A 21,550-nucleotide genomic window follows, 5' to 3' on the forward strand; every position below is an offset into this window, starting at 1 on the left:
AGTTCTTAACTTCCAATAGCCACCACGCCGCGGTTAATCGAGGCAATGGCTTGGCCCGCTGTCCGCTTTATCTCGGAACTATAACCTGTCTTCGCTACCTGCTGAAGCAGGTCGATGACCTGCCGGCACCATCGTACAAAGTCACCCGGGGTTAGCTCTGCGCCGGATTCAGCAGCCGCAGCCAAACAGTATCCCAATGGTGCTCCTGCACACCATTGGTGGATGGCGATGCTAAAGCCTGGTTCTGGTTCGCGAGTGTGCGGGAGCCCATGCCGAGATTCGTCGCTAATGAGTTCTTCCCACAACCGCATGGTGTTCTCCATGGCGTTGGTCATGGCATCGGTGACGCCGTCGAAAAGCTGGCCGCCGGTGGCTCTCCGGTTCTCGAACGTACACAGAGAAACCACGCCAGCTAATTCTGCTGGATCTAATTCTTGCCAAATGCCCCGTTTAAGGCATTGCGCAATCAGCAAATCGGAAGCATTGTGCACCTGGGCCAGTTTTTCGCCTTCAATACTCACCACCGGCTCGCCGTCGACGATATCGACGTAGTCGAGTTCGGTCAGCAAATCGACAATGCGCCGAAGCATATCGCCCAAAGTTTCTGTGGCTTTGTCTACGGTGGCTCGTAGTTTGTCGAGCTCACCTTTTCTGCGCAAGCATTTTTGTGCCAACTGCGTGAGTTGCTCGCGTTCCATCGCCGGCCACGCATGCGCTGGGTGTTTCTTCATCTGGGTGCGTAGATCCTTGATGCGCTCAGTGTCGCGGATCCGGGCGCGTAGCTTCATTTTCTTTGGCCGCGGGTAATCCTCCCTGGCGAACTTGTCGACGACGATGTGGTTGTGGCGTCGCGGATTTTTCAAAGCCTTGCCAGGTAGCTTCATCTTTCCTACTAGTGCGGGAGGATTGTCGAAGCCACTCACATCGATGCGAGCTGACCAGCCCTTTTCTGTGGTGATCCAGGGGCGCGGGTCTGCGGTTTGGTTAGCTGGGGTGTTGACCACCGCCAGAACGGGACGCTTTTTGCTCGGTAGTGCGATGACATCGCCGGGTTGCAGCTTTGCCAAAATAGCCCGGGTTTCGTCGCCTCGTTCGTCTTTGGCGCGTGATTTCAGCGATTTTTCTTCTATACTGAGTCGCTTGCGTAGCTCAACATATTCAGACAGCAACTGCGCCGGATCTTGGTCATTGGTTGACGGCGGCGCGAAGGCAGCGATTGCCTCATTAAGTTGCTCGCGTAGCTTTTCGACGCGATGCACAGCGCGCTCAATTTCGCGGGTTTCTTCCACTACGGAGCCATCGGCCTGATACTGCGCAAAAGACTTCTCCAGTAGCCGCAGAGAATCATCCATACCCAGATTATTGAGCAAATTGATTGCCATGTTGTAGCCAGGCTCAAACGTGGAAATCAATGGGTACGTACGTGTAGATGCCAGCCCTGCTACGCGTTGTGGATCCATTGCCGGGGCCCATTGCACGATGGCATTACCCAAGGTGTCGATGCCTCGCCGGCCAGCACGACCGGTCAGCTGAGTGTACTGTCCTGGGGTGAGATCGACGTGTGCTTCACCGTTAAACTTCACGAGTTTTTCAAGCACGACGCTGCGGGCGGGCATGTTAATGCCTAGCGCAAGGGTTTCTGTGGCAAAAACCGCGCGGACTAAGCCTCGGACGAATAGCTTCTCGACGATATGCCGGAATGCTGGCAGCATGCCGGCGTGATGAGCTGCAAAACCTCGGATTAATGCTTTGCGCCACTGTGAGAAACGGAGAACTTCCAGATCTTCGTGTGGAATACCCTCGACGCCTGCATCGATGACCTCGGCGATTATACGCTGCTCGTCTTCGTCAGTCAGAACCATCTTGGACCGCAAACACTGGTGCAAAGCACCATCACAGCCGGCTCGAGAGAAGATGAAAATGATCGCGGGTAGCATATTTTGACCCTGCAGGATCCGGAGTACTTCTGGTCGGCCCAACGGGCGGTAACGGTCTTGTGGGCGGACGTTTCCGCTGCGAGAATTTCCCGTGCCTGCCGTAGAACGAGAACGAAAGCCCTGTCCTGGGCGGAAATCATCACGACCGTCGGCCGCATCGCCTGCTTCTAGGCGAGCAACGCGTCGCTGTAGCTCAGGGTTTACTCCGGCTGGTTCACTCGTCGTCGGCCCCTCAATAGCTGGTGTTCCCGGGGCGAATAGTGGATAGACTTTTTGTCCGATTAGCATCCACTGCTCGAGGGGCACTGGGCGGTGTTCAGAAACGATGACTTCGGTATCGCCCCGTACGGTAGAAAGCCAGCGACCGAATTCTTCCGAATTCGATACTGTGGCTGATAATCCGATGATCGAGATATGCTCCTCAAGGTTGAGGATCACCTCTTCCCAGACAGCACCACGGGCTTGATCTGCGAGAAAATGGATTTCGTCCATCACCACATGCGTGAGTCGATCAAGCGCTGGTGATTTCGCATAGATCATGTTGCGCAGGACTTCGGTAGTCATTACGACGATGTCAGCATCCGGTTGGAAAGAGACATCGCCGGTAAGTAAACCGACCGCATCTTCACCGTGAATCGCTACTAGATCGTGAAATTTCTGGTTGCTTAAGGCTTTAATCGGCGTTGTGTAAAAGCATTTTGTGCCGCGCGACAACGCCAACGAGACGGCAAATTCTCCGACGATAGTTTTGCCAGCACCAGTGGGTGCGCATACCAAGACACCGCGCCCGTTTTCGACTGCCCTGCACCCCTGGACTTGAAATGGATCGAGCTCATAAGTGAGTTGGCTGCGGAAGGTTTCAAAATGGGTGCTTGTCATAATTACCTAGGCTACAAAATATCGTCGAAACTAGAACCGTGGCCCCGGGAGTATTGCAGATTGCCCCGTGATTGACTGCTGGAATCAACCACTGCTTCCGGGGTGGCAACAGAACCTGCTGCAGGGGTGCGTTCTGGCTGATAATCCAGCGGGGAAGCTTCTTCGTCGTCCAGCTGCGACCAATCTGGCTCGTTTTTTGCCCGCCGTTTGTCATTGATTCGGCAGAACTGGAAGGAAATCTCAACTAGTAAAATAATCGCGACCGCTAGAATCGTCAGCGAATATGGATCCTGCGCAGGGGTGATGAGCGCAGAAAAAATGAAGATCAGCACGATGGTATGGCGGCGTTTCGTCCGCACTGCTTCATAGCGCAAAATGCCGACAATGTTCAGCATGACGATGACCAGCGGGATTTCGAAGCTAACCCCAAAAATCACCATGATTGCGACTACAAAACTAAAATATTCTTGACCGGTCAGTGCCGCTGTCTGGAAGTCTGATCCAATGGTAAGAAGATAATTCAGGCCAAGGGACAAAGAAAAATAAGCCAACACGGTACCAGCCAAAAACAGAATAACCGCGATGGTCACGAAGCTGAAAGTCCAGCGCCGTTCATTACGCAGCAACCCTGGAGTAATGAATTTCCAAATCTGGTAGAGCCACACCGGAGCAGCCAAAACAGTGCCTGCGAGCGCACCAATTTTCAGACGCAACATGAACATTTCCATCGCGCTTGTTGCCAAAAGACGACACTCGCCAGAAGCAGTAAAATCTGCGCGTAGCTCCGGGTCAACACCACAATATGGGCCGCGTAAAATCTCGCCGAGTGCTGGTATCGGCCCCGGCGCGTTTTGGTACCAGATAAAGCCGATGATGGCTCCGACGATTACCGCGAGTGTGGAAATAATCACTCTCCGGCGTAACTCTTTGAGATGCTCCACGAGCGACATGTCCCCCGTCGGAGACTTTTTCTTGCGTTTCGCGCGTACTCGGGATAGCAAGCTAGCTCTGCCGTGCAGCAATCCGCTGCGTTTGGCGCGCGAGGCACGCTGAGATCGCCCCGGCAGGCTAGTGCCTGCCGGCGGCTGCGTGTTTGGGCGAGCCGGTTGTGGCTGAGATTGCGGAGACGTCATGACCTCACCAGTAAGAGACCCGTATGTGAGTCGAATGATTTGAACAGCGCTGTGTTGGCGCTGATAAAGTTAGTGCCGTTCTAGTTCTGCGACCGTGGTTGGTTTTCAGGCTTGTTCCAAAAGTCTTCAGCGTTTGTATTCGGTTGCTGCTGGGACTGATTCTGGTAGTTTTGCTGCGGCTGTTGTTGCTGGAAATTCTGCTGGTTAATGGCCTGCTGCTGGTGTTGCTGCGCGTTATGCGTGTTCTGGTACTGAGCGTCGTCATTACTCATCTCGCGCATTTCTGATTTCAGAATGCGTGTAGAGCGGCCAACCGAGCGCGCCAGGTCAGGCAATTTTTTTGCGCCAAAAAGCAGCAGGATAATGACCAGGATCAACAAAATTTGTGTGGGGCTGATAGTCATGAATCGCGCCTTTCTCAACGTCTCGACTATCGCTTGAACGTCGTGCGATAGTCAGGCGAGTATTTAAGATTTATTCGTATCAACCATACTATAACGCTGTATTCCAACCTGGGCGCGTTCGTGGACTGCGTCGACAAGATCTTTCGGGCCTAGCACTCGAACTCGGTCGGCGTGGCTGAGTGCGAAACGCGTAAACCACGAGGTGCTGCCAATAGGCATGGTGGCTTTCACCCAAGCTTTCTGGTCATCGGCAGCGGGGCACGGGGGCGTTTCGTCTTGTCTTTTCATATCGTATTCATCGAGCATCCACAGCGCGTCTGGAGAAACTGCAAGCGTGGCTGTAGTGCTGTCCCGAAACCCGAAGGGGTCTTCGCTAGAGAACTGCAGCTTTCGCGTGCGTGGACGGGCTGGTTCTGCCAAAATTTCCACGTTTCTCATTCGGTCCACGCGGAAATTGCGATGTTCACCGTACTGTTCTACAAATGCCGTCAGGTACGCAACATCGCCTCGGATAAAAATCCGAGCTGGGTCCACTGTTCTGGTACTCGTACTATTTGACGAGGCTGACCAATAATCAAACTGCACTCGTCTTTTCGTGTGTAGCGCTTGCGCGATGCGGTATTGTACATCTTCTGTTGCAGAAGAATGTTCTGCAATACCGTCGTAGATTGCACGGGAACGGTCATCCATAATTGATCGCAATTTTTCTGCTGCTGAAGCGACAGCTGACCGGTCCACCAACCCGGGCATTGTTTCGAGCACTTCAACGGTTAGCAGAAGGGCCCCCGCTTCGGTCGGTGTGAGACGCAAAGATGAATCCATCCCTTGGTCATCGTGAATCACCACGCCTTTGGTCAGTTCGTAGCTTAGGTCGATGAGATCCTGTGTTTGCGTGCTAATTCCACTGCAGTGCAGCCTTTCTAAGGCTCGTACCAGTTCGTCTGGGCTGAGCCCGAGATCTTTCGCCGCTTCGAAGATACTCCGCTCGGGATGTGCTTTGAAGTATGGCACCAAGTTGAGCGATTGGACCAGTGCCACAAGTTTTTCTGGTGAATCTGTATTCATCGGGCACCTGCTTTCTGCAGCAAACGGCTGACCTGCTCACGAATGTCTTTTGGTTGTTCTACGACAGCTTCTGCAGCATAAGCGGCACATGTGCGTATCAACCATTCACGGTCGGCTCCTTTGATAAACAACCGGATTTCGTCAGAGGCATCTACTTCCTGGGTTTCGTCTGCGGCTTCTTCTAGCGGCGGTGCTGCTTGTCGACGGCTGCGGATCGTAGCGTCGGCTACGTCGCGAACAGCCAGGGTCTTTTCGACGATTTCGCGCAGTGAGCCACTCGGTTCAGTGTGTGTAGCGACTTCACGTGAGCGCCGGATGTCGCTTATCCGCGTAGAACGAAAAGACCGCTCAGCTTGCCGGTCTACATCCCATCCCACGACGTATATCCGGTTGTGATGCGGGACAATTCCCCATAAGTCCATGGTGCGTCGTTGAATTTCTGCACCGGAATGGTGCTGGTAGTTAAAAGAAATGCGCAGCTTGTGTGCCACTCCAGTCAAGATCGCCCGTAAAACCTCTGGGTCCAAGCTTGTGATGTCGTTAATTGCGAGGTATCCGGCCCCCGGGGTGATCTCGCGGCGAGCGCCAGATGCTGCAAGCTTCGTCCACCCAGCGGCACTTAACGCACCTAACCCACTGTTTCGTCCGACTTCACTGGCGATTCCCAGGACGGTCGCTTCTTCTGGCGTAAACGACACTTCCGGCAGCCGATAGGACTCCGGGTTGAGCCGATAACTCGCCCCATTCTCCCCCGCGGAACTATCAATGTGTACGCCCGCTCGAGCAAGCGTTGCTACATCACGCTGTAATTGCATGCGGAAACTGTGCTTGTTTTCGTGATAACCCGCTACGTTGGCATGAATCCACTCCGCGCTACGGCTGGGATTACCACCCGATTGGGCAGCTCCTTGCAGCGCAAACGTGAGGTTAGTCAACCGTTCGACAGCAGCATCATAGCGTGGGCCGGTTTTCGGTCGCTGTGCAGGTGTTGCGGCTGCCGCCATTAAGCTCACTCCGTATCGTTGGTGCCCCGGTCCATCAGAGCAAGCAACTCATCAAGTTCAGGACTCTCGGTCGCGAAAGGGTCTCCAAAAGTATATTCCAGTTGCTTCGGTTCTGTGATCTTCATTCGGGACCAATCGACAGCGAATTGAGTATTGGTTTGCCGTGCCCGTACCAAAAACTGCCCGCGCTGGTGTGCTCGAGTGGTAGCTGGAGGAGTAGACATCGCAGCAGCGATGGCTTCGTCAGTAGTCCATCGCTTTACCCTGCCTTTAGCTTCGAGTACCGGGAAGATACCACGACCGGGACGAATATCATGCATAGCGAGGTCGATCTGCGCGAGCTTCGGATGTGACCACTCTGCATCGAGTCGGTCACGATAGTTTTCGAAAAGCTCTTTTTTGATTACCCAATCGATTTCCTGATTGACCTGGGAAAAATCTTGAGTCTCGATAGCGAGCAATGTCCGGCGCCACAAATCCACTACGCGATGCATTTCGGAAGTTGATGATCCGGAATGCAGTTCATTCACACGGTAGTTATCACGTACCTCTAACCAACGGGCAGCGTGTTCGCACAATGACTGCTGTACTTCAAGCGCAGTGACGGTGCCGCCGCTTTTAAGCCGTAGCTGTGTTTTGCCGCTCAAGTCACGCGAGATCTCGCGGATCTGTCCAATCGGGTCTTCTAACTCGAAATCAGGCAGCTCCCGCTCTGCCTCGATCATTTCCAATACCAACAACGCAGAGCCCACCTTCACAGCGAACGTCGGTTCAGACAAATTAGTATCTCCACCGATTACATGCAGTCGTCGGTACCGCTGGGAATCTGCGTGCGCTTCATCGCGTGAATTGATCATTGGACGTGCCCTTGTGGTTGCAGAAGACACGCCTTCCCAGACTTGATCTGCACGTTGTGAAAGCACAAACCGCGCAGGGTGATCGTCAGTTTCTCGCTCAATGAGGCCAGCCCCGCAGACCAACTGGCGCGTTACCAGTAAGGGCTCGAGTGCGCGACCGATCGCACGCAATACCATCGACCGTGAAATCAAGTAATTTTCGTGGCAACCATAGGAATTACCATGCGAATCCAGGTTATTTTTAAACAAGTAGATATGCTTGCCGACGCCCTCACGCTCCAGTACTAGTTCCGCGCGGCGCGCTAATGCATCGAGGATTCGATCCCCTGCTCGCTCATAATTCAACAGCTGGGTAATGCTGTCGCATTCTGCGGTGGCAATTTCCGGGTGAGCTCCCATATCGAGGTATACCCGTGAACCATTATCGCTGAAAATATTGGAGCTGCCGTGCTCCTCGACTACAGGAGCGAACAGGTAGCGAGCAACATCGGCAGCACCAAGGGTATGCGTCCCGTTTGCAGATGTCGCGGTAATGCCGTATTCAGTTTCTACGCCCATAATACGGCGCGTATAAACTTCAGTCACTGTCCACCCTTCTGCACGTAGGAACGGACGAATTCTTCTGCGTTCGATTCCAGCAGCCCGTCGATTTCATCGAGTAAGTCGTCAGTGCCTGCAGTAGAAATCTGTGCCTGTCCATTTGCAAATTCGTCGTCAGCGGTGCCATTGTCGGCTCCACCGTTCGTCTGGGAGACTTGCGAACTGGAATTGTACGGTGAATTAGTCGCCATGATTAACACTTACCTTGGTATCGTTCGTGGATTATTTTTAGGCTAGTTTTTGAGCTCGATATCGAGTAAGTCGAGTGAGTGAAGCCTTTATTTCTTCAGTTTACTGCGTTTATACTCTGGAGTTGTTTATGTCCTGGACTTTGCGTCAAGGAATTTACGAGCCGCTTCTGCTGCACTTGGTGAACTAGCGATGATGTCTTCCGCAGCTGCTTTATTCAACCCATCGACTTCGGTTAGGTCCACAAAGATCTCACCTCCTGGGCTATTTGGATCTGCAAAATGTAGCTCTTGCCAGTTCGCGGCCACTAGCTCATCAGCGAAGCGTTCAATCATGCGTCCACGAGTCCAAGCCCGCGACTCCGCAGGCGGCATAGCAATGGCCATGTTGATTTCTTCGTCTGTCACCAACGTCCGCATACGGCCCTTGCGTACCAAGGCGTGATACAGCGACTTCGAGGGATCAACATCGGTATATTGCAAATCGATTAACGCGATTTTGGGGTCACTAACCGCAACACCGCGGTCCAGAAAGCCCTTGATCAACGCATATTTTGCCGTCCAGTCTAAAAGGTGAGCCGTTGAGAGGGGGTCGTCGGCAAGCAAGTCCAAAACTTCCTCCCACAGTGCAAGTACCTTCTGCTCTCTCTCTGTGAGACTTACGACAGCTTCAGTGACGCGTCGAAGGTATTCTTTTTGAATCTCAATAGCCGTAGCCGAGGATCCATTGGCGAGAGTAATTTTATGCGTCAAGCTCAGGTCGTGGCTTACGGCCGAAATTTCAGAAACCGGATCTTTGGGGCGCAAATCGTCGAAGCGAACGCCAGCGTCAATCGCGTCCAAAACCAGTGCTGTGGTACCTAATTTCAGCAGTGTTGAGGTCTGGGACATGTTGGCATCGCCAGTGATTACGTGCAATCGACCGTGTGTTTCAGGGTTCGTGTGCGGCTCATCACGAGTATTGATCAATCCTCGGTTGAGCGTGGTTTCGAGCGAAATTTCCTGTTCGATATAATCCGCGCGTTGTGAAATTTGGAAACCTGGGGTTTCGCCATGCTGCCCCAGACCTACTCGACCGGCGCCGATCATGATGATTCGGGTCACGAAAAACGGGATGAGCCCGTCCGCAATATCAGCAAACTCGGTACTGCGAGGGTACAGATAGTTCTCGTGCGAACCATATGAGGCACCCTTTCCATCCACATTGTTTTTGTAGATTTTCAGAGGTGGGCACGCGCCGTGATTAGCCAGAGCAGAGGTACCACTTTGCGAAAAAGTCGCGACGTCGTTGATTGCTTGCAGCGCAATGCGGTCTCCGGCCTGGTCATAGACCATTGCCTGCCACGCATCTGCACATTCAGGCGAAGAGTATTCGGGGTGTGCGTGATCCACGTAAAACCGTGCGCCATTATGGGTAACGGCATTGGCAACACCAAGAGTTTCCGGATCCACCATCGCCCCGGTTCGGTATCGTCGCCGATCACTGCCACGAGTATCTCGAGTTGGGTGCTCTGCCGCGAAATCCCACCGCGACCGGGTACCGATGTTCCGGAGTGCATAACTCACGACAGCATGGGTTGAAGTGACAATTGGGCTCAGTTTCGGCTGAGTTGGGGTGGCAATGCCGAATTCTGTTTCGGTGCCCATGAACCGTCGAAATTTCTGTGTGCTCTTCATCTTCGCTACTCCGATGAACTCGTTAATGCAGTTTGGTAATCCCAAACTGTAGTCTGCCCCAGCTAGGTAAAAATTCGGATTCGATATTGCTTCGACTACGCCAAGCTCCGTGCTGAGACTACAGATTGAGACAGTTTGACGATGCGGTTCCATTCTTCTGGGTTTGCAGTGTTTGGAAGGTCTTCACTCTCATCTTGCTCTGTACGCACCGCAGCTTGGATGTGTCGCAATGAGATTCCGTGCTCACCGGTAGAACCAGCGGCTATATAGTCTTTGATCGCGAGCTTTTTGGCCCGATCAACCACATTGGCAATCAGGGCGCCAGAGACGAAATCACCGTAATGCAGTACAGCGGTACTGCCGTCGCGAAGAGTTAGCTCGACGAATGGACGTGGTGCAAACAACGCATCTACCGCTCCGTCAATAAGTACTTCGAGTGGATCAGTATGTGGAACCCCCTCGTGGAGATAACGACTGATGATGTCTGGTGCTTCGTGCTTGGTGGGACGAGAGATTCGGATCTTGATGTCCAGTCGCCCAGGACGCAGCAACGCGGGGTCAATGAGTTCTTCCCGGTTGGTCGCGCCGACCACTATGACGTTATCCAGGCCTTCTACGCCATCAATTTCGGTAAGTAGCTGTGGCACTGCAGTGGTTTCGATGTCTGAGGAGACTCCGGTACCTCGTGTGCGGAAAATGGATTCCATCTCATCAAAAAATACAATGACGGGCGCACCCTCAGAAGCAAGCTCTCGGGCGCGCTCAAAAATCAGGCGGATCACGCGTTCTGTTTCGCCCACGTATTTATTCAGTAGCTCCGGGCCCTTTACATTCAAAAAATAGGAAGCTGAGCCGTTCCCCACGCGAGATGCCAGTGAATGAGCTACGGCTTTGGCGATCAGGGTTTTCCCACAACCTGGTGGCCCATAGAGCAATACCCCCTTTGGTGGATGTAATTGGTAATCGTGGTAGAGCTCGGGGTGGTCGAACGGCATCTCGACAGCATCGCGAACTTGTTCAATCTGCGCATCTAAGCCACCGATGTCGTCGTAAGTGACGTCCGGGATTTCTTCGAGTGCAAGCTGGGTAACTTCCGCTTGGGAAATCCGCTCGAATGCGAAGCCGGATTTCACGTCGGCCAGCACGCTATCACCCGCGCGAACATGTCCCACCAGCGGCGCTGCCAAATGCAGCACGTGGGTATCACCTTGGGGTGCGGAAGCAAGCACACGAACATCACCGTGTGCAGACTCTTCCACAAATTCAGTGACCCGCATTAATACGCCATCGGAAGCGAAGCCGCAATCTTCGACAATGACGCTGCCGTCGCCCATTCGCACTTGCGCACCAACTGGGATCTCATGGCTTATTAATGGCGAGACACTGACACGCAATCGCCGAGTTGAAGTGAACACGTCAGCTTCGCGGGGGTTACCTGGTGCGTAACGCAGAAACACGCCGTAGGTAGAGACTGGCTCTTGCAGAGCATTGATCTCAGAGGTTAACTGGGCGAGTTTGTCTCGTGAAGTCTTTAGCAGAGTGGCCAATTGCTCATTGCGCTTACGTAATTCGCGTACGTCGCGTCGGAGCTGTAGCTGTGGGTCCGGCGTAGTCTTAGTCATAAAAAACTCCGAACCTCCCTTCTGCGTGTTCAGGGTGTTTTTATCAGCAGCGTTTGTGCTGTCGAGATGGCAAAACGGCGGCCACTCTAGTGTGTGACCCCGCGGTTATTGTTTGAGTTAAGGCTAACAAACAAGGCTGGTGATAGCTACGTTAGGCCAGGCTAGTAAACCCGAACACTATACCGGTGTAGCACGAGTGTAAAAGCGCTGGATAAAGCACAGCCTTAACGACGGGCTTTACGCTTCGGGCGTGGCGGGACGACGCCGTCGGCAAGTCGGCGCGTCATGATCAAAAATGCCGTGTGTGCATTCATTCGGTGCTCCGGACGCGTTGCGAGCCCTTCTACCTTCCAATCACGCACCAATGATTCCCAGGCACGTGGCTCCGTAAAACACTTCTGCTCACGGATGCCCTCCATCACCTTCATTAGCTGGGGCACCGTGGCGACATAGGTAATAAACACTCCACCGGGAACCAGCATATTTTTCACAGTCTGGAGCATTTCCCAAGGCTCCAGCATGTCCAGAATTACTCGATCAACTGGGCCGTCGGTTGCTTCCGGTGTAAGCTCCCGGAAATCGCCGAGCCGCGGGCTCCACCACTCCGGCTGCTCACCAAAATATTCCTTGACGTTATCAATGGCATAGCCAATATGATCGTCGCGAAGTTCGTAGGAATAGACATGACCTTCGGGTCCTACCGCCCGAAGCAAAGCCATTGACAAAGCACCTGATCCCGCTCCGGCCTCTAAAACCTTGGCGCCACGGAAAATATCGCCCTCGATCAAGATTTGGGCCGCATCCTTCGGATAAATCACTTGTGCACCACGCGGCATAGAAAGCACGTGATCAACCATCAAGTGACGAAACATAAGAAAGGGGCTGCCCAAACTTGAATTAACGACGGAGCCTTCCTCCATACCAACGATGTCATCGTGTTCGACGATCCCATGGTGAGAGTGAAACTTGTTGCCCTCTTTGAGATACAGAGTGAAATGCCGACGCTTTGCATCGGTAAGCTGAACGCGGTCTCCGTACTGAAACGGGCCAGAATATGCCATTAAATAGCCTTTCTTATCGTAAAATCGCTGGTGTCTGACCAACACTAGACTGGGCGGATGCACGACCTGTCTCGTCACAGATGAACCCGTGGTCTTAGCAGTCTTAATTGATCAGGTAGGACTCTAGTGCTTGGGAGAGCCATAATTGGTCGTGGACACCAATCATTTCTCGGGCAGAATGCATCGATAGCATTGGTACTCCGACGTCAACAGTATCGATACCTAGCGCTGTAGCTGTTGCCGGGCCGATCGTAGACCCACAGGGTACCGAGTTCTTACTCACGTAATTCTGGATCGGAACCATCGCTGCGCGACAGGCGTTTTCCCACATAGCGATAGTCCGCGCATTCGAGGCATAGCGCTGTTTTGAATTGATCTTGGTGACAGGACCACCACCAATGATTGGTGGATTATGTGGATCGTGTTTTTCGGCATAATTCGGGTGGATCGAGTGAGCTGCATCCGCAGACACACATGATGAGCGTCGTAGCATTTGCAAGTAGCTTTCGCGGTCAGCTCCAAGTGCAGTTGCTGTGCGCTCAAGTGTCTCGGCCAAAATCGGCCCTTGTGCCCCCGTCGTGGAAGCAGATCCGACCTCTTCGTGGTCAAACGCAGCTAAAACTGCAATATCAGAACTAAAATCGCCCGATGCCACAGCACGTTCGAGCGCGACCATGCTGGCGAATACGCTGGATAGATTATCCATGCGCGAAGAAGCCAAGAGGTCCGCATTCACGCCAAACAAACTGGCTGGTTGTGCCGGTGCAGTAATAAGGCTCCAGGAAGCAATGTCAGATTCCGCAACTCCAAGCTGCCCCGCAATTATCGATGCGATTCCTACTTGCTGCGCTTGCGCTCTCACAGCGTCGGCGGTGGCGTCGGCAAGTCCCATGACTGGGTGCAGATGTTGTTGCTTATCAACGGAAAATTCCTTCGAACTGTCCAGATGAATAGCTAAGTGTGGAATCCGGAGAATCGGACCGGTATTGAGTAAACGCTCTGAACCATCGGAAAAGATCACCTGACCGGCTAAAGTAAGCTCACGATCAAACCATGAGGGAATGATCGGGCCACCGTAAATTTCCACCCCCAACTGCTGCCAGCCATGCTGCGTGCTGTCTGGCTGCGGCTTGAGGCTGAAGCCAGGTGAATCAGTGTGTGAGCCGATAATCCGGAAACCAGAATGTGGGCCAGCATCATCTGGCACAAACCACGCCAATACAGCACCATCACGGACAATCACATGCCCGCCGGGGCTGGCATCCCACGGTTGATCTTCTACCTGTTTTTGGAAACCACTGGCAAACAAACGATCAGCAACGGCATGTGCGGCATGGAAAGAACTCGGAGCGGCGTCCAAAAAATCCATGAACTGGTTAATTTCGTTCATCACAACTCACTTTCCCACTCAAATTCATCGATAACTCGGTTCTACCCAGCTTAGTGCTAACCCTGTAGAGGCGTTTAAGCTGGATAGCATTATGAGCACTTCGCGCAATACCTCAAACACCGACGCTCCCCGGCGCCCGAAACCGCTAGCCCTCTCCCCTTCGCGTGCCGGTGATTATCAACAATGTCCATTGCTCTACCGGTTTCGGGCCATAGATCGTTTGCCGGAACCGAAAACTCTCGCGCAAATCCGCGGGACACTGGTGCACGCAGTTCTCGAAGAAATGCACAAACTTCCAGCACGTGAACGCACATACCCTGCCGCGGTGAAAATGCTGAAACCAAACTGGGAAAAAATGCGTTCCGACGACGAGGAACTTATAGAGTTAGTCCCAGATAGCGACACCTACGATTTCTTGGTGCAGTGTCGTAGCCTTGTCAAGGGCTATTTCCAGATGGAAAATCCACAGGGTTTCGATGCCGAATCAGTGGAAATGTACGTTGATACGGTACTGCCCAACGGCGTTCCTGTGCGGGGCTTTATCGACCGCGTGGATAAAGCCCCCACCGGAGAGGTGCGGGTTGTCGACTATAAAACAGGCAAAAAACCTATCCCGCGTTTTTCCCATAACGCAAGATTCCAAATGCTATTTTACGCATTGGTGTACTGGCGCTTACAAGAAATCATTCCGCATCAGCTGAGGTTGATGTATATAAAAGTGATTGACGATATGGTGCTGGCTCCGTCCAAAGAAGAACTGGAATTTTTTGAACGAGATCTCGGCGAACTATGGGCAAAGATCGAACGTGACGGGCAAACCGGGCACTTCCCCACAAAAACCTCGAAATTATGTGGATGGTGCCCACACCAAAAATTATGCCCGGAGTTTGGGGGAACTCCTCCCCCGTACCCCGGGTGGCCTGGTTCGGCAGCAGATCCTGCATAGTGTTCTCAGCGCAATGGGCTGCTAGCAGAGCTAAGCTTACAAACACCGTACGGGCCGGGATCGACGATGCTGTCTCGGCCCGTCAGCGATTAAGACAACCCGCTGATAACACCGTCGTCAGTGATGTCGATTGCTTCTGCAGCAGGACGTTTTGGCAATCCTGGCATAGTCATGACGTCACCTGTGAGGGCAAGGATGAATCCTGCGCCAGTACGCGGAAGTAGCTTTCGCACATGCAGGGTGTGGCCTTTCGGTGCACCGAGCCGGGAAGGATCATCACTAAACGAATATTGTGTCTTTGAGATACATACTGGGAGCTGATCCCAGCCGCACTCGCGGAGATAATCCAGATCCTTCCGTGCGCTAACAGAATATTCCACATTACTTGCGCCATAGACCTTGGAAGCGATCGTTGCTATGGAATCTTCGACTCCCTTGGACGGGTCATATAGTGTCGTGGATTGCCCGTCAAGATGCGCTAGGACCTTGTCGGCCAAGTCTTTTGCACCTGCGCCGCCATTTGCGAATACAGTGGATTCTGCCAGCTCTACACCGAATTTTTGTGCCCAATCGTGCATGAAATCGATTTCTGCAGGTGAATCTGAACCAAAAATATTGAGTGCTACAACTGGTGTGACGCCAAACTGGCGAATGTTGTTGACGTGCTGTTCCAGGTTTGCGACCCCAGCCGATAATGCGTCAACATTGGATTCTTCCAGGTCTGTTTTAGCTACTCCGCCATTAAACTTTAAGGAGCGAATGGTTGCCACGACGACAGCGGCATCAACATTCAGGCCTGCGTGGCGGGCCTTAATGTCGAAGAATTTTTCCGCCCCCAGATCAGAACCAAAGCCGGCTTCTGTTAGCACGATGTCGGCTTGGTTCAGCGCTACTTTAGTCGCCAGTACACTGTTGCAACCGTGAGCAATGTTGCCGAACGGGCCCGTGTGCACAAGGGCCGGAACACCGCCTAAGGTTTGCACTAAGTTTGGTTGCAAAGCGTCTTTCAGCAACACTGTCAAAGCGCCATCAGCACCCAACTCGCGTGCTGTCACCGGCTGTTTGTCGTAGGTGTACCCGACGGTGATGTCACCGAGTCGCCTGCGCAAATCTGCGAGATCCGTAGACAAGCCAACGATCGCCATGATTTCTGATGCTGCGGTAATGGTGAAACCAGACTCCCGCGGGGACCCGTTTCCTGGACCTCCCAAGCCCGTGACTACTGAGCGCAATGAACGGTCATTCACGTCTTCGCAACGTTGCCAAGTCACGCGACGTGGGTCGATAGCCAAGTCATTACCCTGGTGAATATGATTGTCAATAAGCGCAGCGAGCGTATTGTTCGCTGAAGTGATGGCGTGGAAATCACCATTGAAATGTAAGTTGATTTCATCCATGGGGACGATTTGTGAATAGCCTCCCCCAGCAGCCCCACCTTTAATCCCCATGACTGGGCCCAGCGACGGTTCCCGAATTGCCACCATTGCGTTCTTGCCGGCGTGTGCCAATGCATCAGTCAATCCGATCAGCGTGGTGGATTTTCCTTCACCAGCTGGTGTCGGCGATACTCCAGTGACCAGCACTAGCTTGCCGTCTTTTCGGCTCCAGTCGAGCTTACTGGTATCGATCTTGGCTTTCTTCTCACCGTAAGGAATCAGAGCCTCAGCGGGAATTTGAGCTTTGCGTGCAATCTCTGCGATTGGCTCTAGCTGGTGATTGTTTGCGATTTCTACGTCAGTAGGAAAAGAACTCATGCCCACCACTTTAGCCCTTCTAGGCTTAAGTGATGGGCATAATATTCGCACTAATAGTCTGGTGCGATAGTTCATCCCTAGGATGAACAGCTAGCTTAACGGGCGCACACCTTAATTAGTCGTCCAGGTAAAGTTTACCGCGGAATTCTGGGTGCATGAGGTTTTCTTTGGACAGAATACGATCGACGGTTTCTTCATCCAGCAAGCCTTTTTCTAGCACTAGTTCGCGGACAGATTTACCGGTTTTAGCCGCTTCCTTACCGATGAGATCACCTTGGTGGTGGCCGATGAGTGGATTCAAATAGGTGACGATACCGATGGAATTTTCTACGTACTCCCGGCAGACATCCGCGTTTGCCGTGATCCCGTCGACGCACTTCTCACGCAAAGCATCCACAGCATTGCCCAAAATACGAACGGATTGGAACAAGGCCTCACCCATCGCAGGTTCCATGACGTTAAGCTGCAGCTGTCCGGCTTCTGAGGCCATGGACACGGTCAAGTCGTTGCCGAAAACCTTGAATACTGTCTGGTTGACAACTTCGGGAATAACCGGATTGACCTTGGCCGGCATGATCGACGAACCAGCTTGTCGTTCCGGCAAATTGATCTCGTTTAGCCCGGTACGAGGACCGGAAGACAACAAACGTAAGTCATTGCTGATCTTGCCCAGCTTGGAGGCCGCGCGTTTAACCGCCGAGTGTGCCAGTACGTAGGCGCCGGTATCAGAGGTAGCTTCGATGAGGTCACGCGCGGTCTTTAACTCTAGGCCCGAGACTTCCGATAGCGCTGCGGTAACCTGGTGCCGGTAGCCAGCAGGAGTGTTGACTCCCGTACCGATCGCTGTTGCGCCAAGGTTGATTTCCAACAGGCGTTCCTGCGCTTCGCGCAGCACCGAAAGCTCTTCGGCCAGGTTAGCCCCGAATGCACGGAATTCGTCGCCAAGAGTCATCGGCACAGCATCCTGCAGCTGTGTACGGCCCATCTTCAGAATGTCGGCGAATTCGTGTGCTTTCTTGGTGAAGGACTGTTCCAACTTGCCGATTTGTTCGATCAAGCGGTCCAGGACGGCATACAGCCCAAGACGGAAGCCGGTTGGGTATGCGTCGTTGGTCGATTGAGACATGTTCACGTCATCATTGGGGTTGAGGACGTGGTAGGCGCCTTTTTCCTCGCCCAGGTATTCCAATGCCAGGTTTGTCACGACCTCATTGGTGTTCATGTTCAGCGAAGTACCCGCTCCACCCTGGAACACGTCCAGTGGGAACTGATCCATGCAGCGACCTTTTTCCAAAATCTGGTCGCAGGCCCAGATAATAGCTTCAGCTTTCTTCTTGGGCAGCGTGTGCAAACGGCGATTGGCCATGGCTGCTGCTTTTTTCACCATCACCATGCCACGAATAAACTCAGGCACGTTGTTGATGGTCACCCAGGAAATTTGGAAATTGTCGATGGCGCGCATGGTGTGGACACCGTAGTAGACGTCATTTGGAACTTCCATCTCGCCGAGCAGGTCGCGTTCAGTGCGAGTCTTCTTGGTTGACTTGCTAGCTGTAGTCTTCTTCGAATCCTCGTTCTTTTTCGCGTCGATATTTTGCGTCTGATCCGCAGAATTCTCGTCGGTCTTTTTAGCCATCTACAAGTCACTCCTTCGCGCCTAACGGCACCGTGAGGTCGTTAATCGTTTCCATTTTCCAGAATACCTGGATTACTACATACGGGCTATGCGAAGATCAGAAGCCAAAATGGCCTCTGCGCCAACAGCGGAGAGTTTATCCATGAGATTGTTGGCTTCTTTTCTAGGGACGAGTGCACGTACTGCTACCCAATTATCGCGGGCCAATGGCGACACCGTTGGTCCGGTTAGACCCGGAGTGAACTTGGCGGCTGCATCTAGGTTTTCCCGGCAAATGTTGTAGTCGATCATCACGTAGTTTTGTGCGTGTAAAATTCCCTGAATGCGAGAGAGCAAGATTTGCTGCTCATCACTGACCCTGGTCCCGCGACGGGAAATCACTACTGCTTCAGATTCAATGATCGGCTCACCGAAAGCTTGCAGCCCCTGTTGGCGCAAGGTATTGCCAGTCGATACAACATCGGCGATAGCATCAGCTACGCCGAGCTTAATGGAGATTTCTACTGCTCCGTCGAGGCGGATAACTTCTGCGGAAATGTCACGTTTCGCGAGATAGTCGCGAACCAAGTTTGGGTACGAAGTCGCAATTCGTTTACCCGCTAGTTGCTCCACCTCCCAATGCTCGTCAGCCGGAGCTGCGAAAAAGAAGCGTGAGTCGCCGAACCCCAGTGGCAATACTTCGTCTACGGCTGCTCGAGAATCTACTGCCAGATCACGGCCAGTGATACCGAGATCGAGTTGGCCATTTGCCACATAAATGGGGATGTCTTTCGGCCGGAGAAAGAAAAACTCAATGTCATGCTCAGTATCAGCAACCGCCAGTGCTTTGCTATAACCGCGAGTTTTATACCCTGCTTCTTTGAGAATGGACTGCGCGGTTTCAGAGAGTGAGCCCTTGTTAGGGATGGCAATTTTAATCATAAAAATACCTGGCTTAGCGGTTGTCTAGAGATAACGGTAAATGTCATTTGGATTAAGGCCACGGGCCACCATCATGACCTGGGTCCAATACAACAACTGCGAAATTTCTTCAGAGAGTTCCTCATCCGATTGGTATTCCGCAGCGATCCAAACTTCCCCGGCCTCTTCAATGATTTTTTTGCCGATGTGATGTACACCCGAATCTAAGGCTTGCACAGTTCCCGAGTTTTCGGGGCGCTGCTGTACTTTCTGGGTTAATTCTGCATGCAACTCGTCAAAATTCTTCACGACCGCCATTCTAGGGCATAACCCTGGTCACTGGAGAGAAATTCCAAACAGTGAATCTAGTGCGCATACGACGAGTGCAGCGGCCTCCGGATCATCCTCGCCGCGTGGGTGTTTCGCCCAGGTATCAACAGCCTGCAAAGCTCCTGGTGAATCTAAGTCATCGGCGATGCATTCACGGATGCTGCGCACCAATTCTTCCGCCTTCCCCAGGCTGCCAGACTGTTGCAGAGCCGCTCGCCAAAGGGCAAGCCGTTGTTCACTTTCAACCAAAAGCTCCTCGGACCAATCACGGTCGCTTCGGTAATGTTGGGAATAAACGCCTAAGCGGATTGCCGACGGTTCGTGTCCATTGGCGGTCAGTTTGTGGATGAAGACTAGGTTACCTAGGGATTTCGACATCTTGGTGCCATCTAGACCGATCATTCCCGCATGAACATAATGCCCAGCCATGCGATCAACCTCATAAGCTGCTTCGATGTGGGCTGCAGAAAATTCATGGTGCGGGAAAACTAAATCCGATCCGCCACCCTGGATATCAAAGCGTGCGCCTAGACGATTAGCAGCGATAGCTGCACATTCGATATGCCACCCCGGTCGCCCACGGCCAAACGGTGCCTCCCATGCCGGCTCGCCTTTCCGCTCTGCTTTCCAAATCAGAGCGTCCAGCTCATCATGTTTTCCTGGGCGTTCAGGATCACCGCCACGTTCTGCGAAGACTTCTAGCATTTCTTCGCGTGTGAAGTTTGATTCATAGCCAAACTGTTTGGTTGCGGTAATCGGGGCGTAGATGTCGGGATATTCACCATCTAGGATATAAGCTTTGCCCTGGTCTAATAAACTCCCCACAATATCTATGATTTCATCGACGGTTTCTGATACCGACATGAAATGCTGCGGTGGGATAACTCCTAGTTGCTCCATATCAGAGCGGAATAAATCGGTTTGCTCTGTGCCCAGTTCGCGCCAGTCCTGGTTGTCGCGTTCGGCACGCTCAAATAGAGGATCATCGACATCCGTGACGTTTTGCACAAAATGTACCGAGCGCCCATTGTCCAATAGTGCGCGATACACGAGGTCAAACGTCAAATAGGTGGCCGCGTGTCCCAGGTGCGTCGAATCATATGGAGTGATCCCGCAGACGTACATGCCCGCGGGGCCCTCTGAGTTCTGAAAGCTGACTTCGCGGATACGTTGATCAGCGGTGTCATAAAGCCGCAAAGGCACTGGGTTACCGTGGCGCGCTGGAATGGTGGGGACAACTGGAGAAGGCCAAGATTTCATAATGTCTTACTGTAACGACATTTAGACTGGTTGTAGAACTCCAAGCCCCAATAGCAGCATGACCAGCAGTCCGAGGGGGATTCGGTAGGCCGCAAACCAGGCAAAGGAATGATTAGCAACGAACTTCAGCAACCAAGCAATCGCTGCATAACCGACCAAGCCCGCTACTAACGTACCTACGGCTAGCTGCGCAGCACTTGCAGCCTGCCCAGAAGCTGGACCGAAGGCGTCGGGAAGCGAAAACAACCCGGATGCCATCACCGCCGGAATTGCCAGTAGAAAGCTGAAACGGGTTGCCACTTCTCGGTCAAGGTTTAAGAATAAGCCGGCCGAAATCGTGCCACCGGAACGCGACACCCCGGGAATCAGCGCCAAGCATTGTGCCAGTCCCATGATGATGGCATCACGGAAATTCAGCTCACCGCTCTCACGAGTCTTTTTCCCCCAGCGCTCTGCGGCGATGAAAACAAAGGAAAACAAAATCAGCACGGCTGCAGTAATCCACAGGTTGCGTAGGGAGTCTCGGATGAAATCTTTTGCTAAAAACCCAACTACGCCGATCGGGATAGAGCCCACGATGATCATCCAGCCCATTTTCCAGTCGGCACCGCGCGAGTTTTTGTCCATGAGCCCGCGTAACCAACCGCGCACAATCTGCACAATTTCGCGCCAGAAAAATATCACCACGGCAATCTCTGTGCCGAGCTGAATTACCGCGGTAAACGACGCTCCGGCATCTGCATCCCAGAAGAACTCAGAAAAAATCCGGAGGTGCCCTGACGAAGAAACCGGAAGAAACTCAGTTAAACCTTGAACGATGGATAATACGATCACTTGTATCCACGTCATGTCCAACGCATCTGCACTCGCTGTGACTTCCGCGGCGTAGCTTGTGGTACCGGAGGTT

General features: G+C 52.8%; 18 protein-coding genes. 1 reads left to right on the forward strand and 17 read right to left on the reverse strand.

Annotation, left to right across the window (positions count from 1 at the left end; translation table 11 throughout):
* Positions 1 to 5: 5 nt before the first annotated feature.
* The 11 genes from A5774_RS05060 to A5774_RS05110 form a co-directional block, all read right to left on the reverse strand.
* The gene (locus tag A5774_RS05060) at positions 6 to 2,816 is read right to left on the reverse strand and encodes an RNA helicase (RefSeq protein ID WP_021353898.1); all 2,811 of its coding nucleotides are present in this window, start codon (positions 2,814 to 2,816) and stop codon (positions 6 to 8) included.
* Positions 2,817 to 2,827: 11 nt separating this feature from the next.
* On the reverse strand, positions 2,828 to 3,766 hold the full coding sequence (tatC, locus tag A5774_RS05065) for a twin-arginine translocase subunit TatC (RefSeq protein WP_021353899.1): 939 nt from the start codon (positions 3,764 to 3,766) through the stop codon (positions 2,828 to 2,830).
* Positions 3,767 to 4,029: 263 nt separating this feature from the next.
* Positions 4,030 to 4,353 (reverse strand): Sec-independent protein translocase subunit TatA, encoded by a 324-nt coding sequence (tatA, locus tag A5774_RS05070; protein ID WP_021353900.1) that lies wholly within the window; start codon positions 4,351 to 4,353, stop codon positions 4,030 to 4,032.
* 63 nt (positions 4,354 to 4,416) lie between these two features.
* Entirely contained in the window at positions 4,417 to 5,418 is a 1,002-nt protein-coding gene (locus tag A5774_RS05075) for a YafY family protein (protein ID WP_021353901.1), read from the reverse strand.
* A complete protein-coding gene (locus tag A5774_RS05080; RefSeq protein ID WP_064833672.1) occupies positions 5,415 to 6,422 on the reverse strand; it encodes a YafY family protein in 1,008 nt (335 codons plus the stop codon). Before A5774_RS05080 ends, A5774_RS05075 begins: the two co-directional genes overlap by 4 nt.
* 5 nt (positions 6,423 to 6,427) lie before the next feature.
* Positions 6,428 to 7,864 (reverse strand): Pup--protein ligase, encoded by a 1,437-nt coding sequence (gene pafA, locus A5774_RS05085; RefSeq protein WP_021353903.1) that lies wholly within the window; start codon positions 7,862 to 7,864, stop codon positions 6,428 to 6,430.
* The gene (locus A5774_RS05090; RefSeq protein ID WP_021353904.1) at positions 7,861 to 8,070 is read right to left on the reverse strand and encodes a ubiquitin-like protein Pup; all 210 of its coding nucleotides are present in this window, start codon (positions 8,068 to 8,070) and stop codon (positions 7,861 to 7,863) included. Before A5774_RS05090 ends, pafA begins: the two co-directional genes overlap by 4 nt.
* A 126-nt stretch (positions 8,071 to 8,196) precedes the next feature.
* Positions 8,197 to 9,744 carry a depupylase/deamidase Dop gene (gene dop / locus A5774_RS05095; protein ID WP_024272914.1) on the reverse strand — a complete coding sequence of 516 codons (1,548 nt, stop codon included), beginning with the start codon at positions 9,742 to 9,744 and terminating at the stop codon, positions 8,197 to 8,199.
* Positions 9,745 to 9,839: 95 nt separating this feature from the next.
* Complete coding sequence (arc, locus tag A5774_RS05100) at positions 9,840 to 11,366, reverse strand: proteasome ATPase (RefSeq protein WP_021353906.1); 1,527 nt, start codon at positions 11,364 to 11,366, stop codon at positions 9,840 to 9,842.
* A 224-nt stretch (positions 11,367 to 11,590) separates the two neighbouring features.
* A complete protein-coding gene (locus tag A5774_RS05105) occupies positions 11,591 to 12,427 on the reverse strand; it encodes a tRNA (adenine-N1)-methyltransferase (RefSeq protein ID WP_021353907.1) in 837 nt (278 codons plus the stop codon).
* Positions 12,428 to 12,530: 103 nt separating this feature from the next.
* Complete coding sequence (locus A5774_RS05110; protein WP_021353908.1) at positions 12,531 to 13,817, reverse strand: M18 family aminopeptidase; 1,287 nt, start codon at positions 13,815 to 13,817, stop codon at positions 12,531 to 12,533.
* Positions 13,818 to 13,908: 91 nt separating this feature from the next.
* On the opposite strand from A5774_RS05110, the gene A5774_RS05115 reads away from it, so the two are divergent.
* Complete coding sequence (locus tag A5774_RS05115) at positions 13,909 to 14,763, forward strand: RecB family exonuclease (protein WP_023019484.1); 855 nt, start codon at positions 13,909 to 13,911, stop codon at positions 14,761 to 14,763.
* An 89-nt stretch (positions 14,764 to 14,852) separates the two neighbouring features.
* Here A5774_RS05115 and A5774_RS05120 read toward each other — a convergent pair whose 3' ends face one another.
* The 6 genes from A5774_RS05120 to A5774_RS05145 all read right to left on the reverse strand — a co-directional run bounded on the left by A5774_RS05120 (position 14,853) and on the right by A5774_RS05145 (position 21,492).
* Positions 14,853 to 16,517, reverse strand: coding sequence for a formate--tetrahydrofolate ligase (locus tag A5774_RS05120; RefSeq protein WP_021353910.1), 1,665 nt, complete (start codon positions 16,515 to 16,517; stop codon positions 14,853 to 14,855).
* A gap of 115 nt (positions 16,518 to 16,632) precedes the next feature.
* On the reverse strand, positions 16,633 to 18,153 hold the full coding sequence (aspA, locus tag A5774_RS05125) for an aspartate ammonia-lyase (protein ID WP_021353911.1): 1,521 nt from the start codon (positions 18,151 to 18,153) through the stop codon (positions 16,633 to 16,635).
* A 75-nt stretch (positions 18,154 to 18,228) separates the two neighbouring features.
* Positions 18,229 to 19,074, reverse strand: a complete 846-nt coding sequence (hisG, locus tag A5774_RS05130) for an ATP phosphoribosyltransferase (protein WP_027017360.1) — start codon at positions 19,072 to 19,074, stop codon at positions 18,229 to 18,231.
* Positions 19,075 to 19,098: 24 nt separating this feature from the next.
* Positions 19,099 to 19,371, reverse strand: a complete 273-nt coding sequence (locus A5774_RS05135; protein ID WP_197490258.1) for a phosphoribosyl-ATP diphosphatase — start codon at positions 19,369 to 19,371, stop codon at positions 19,099 to 19,101.
* Positions 19,372 to 19,389: 18 nt separating this feature from the next.
* On the reverse strand, positions 19,390 to 20,643 hold the full coding sequence (gene mshC / locus A5774_RS05140; protein ID WP_064833674.1) for a cysteine--1-D-myo-inosityl 2-amino-2-deoxy-alpha-D-glucopyranoside ligase: 1,254 nt from the start codon (positions 20,641 to 20,643) through the stop codon (positions 19,390 to 19,392).
* 21 nt (positions 20,644 to 20,664) lie between these two features.
* The gene (locus tag A5774_RS05145; protein ID WP_024272915.1) at positions 20,665 to 21,492 is read right to left on the reverse strand and encodes an undecaprenyl-diphosphate phosphatase; all 828 of its coding nucleotides are present in this window, start codon (positions 21,490 to 21,492) and stop codon (positions 20,665 to 20,667) included.
* Between the last annotated feature and the right edge of the window lie 58 nt (positions 21,493 to 21,550).

It is taken from the genome of Corynebacterium sp. EPI-003-04-2554_SCH2473622, assembly GCF_001665955.1.
Taxonomy (GTDB): domain Bacteria; phylum Actinomycetota; class Actinomycetes; order Mycobacteriales; family Mycobacteriaceae; genus Corynebacterium; species Corynebacterium pseudodiphtheriticum.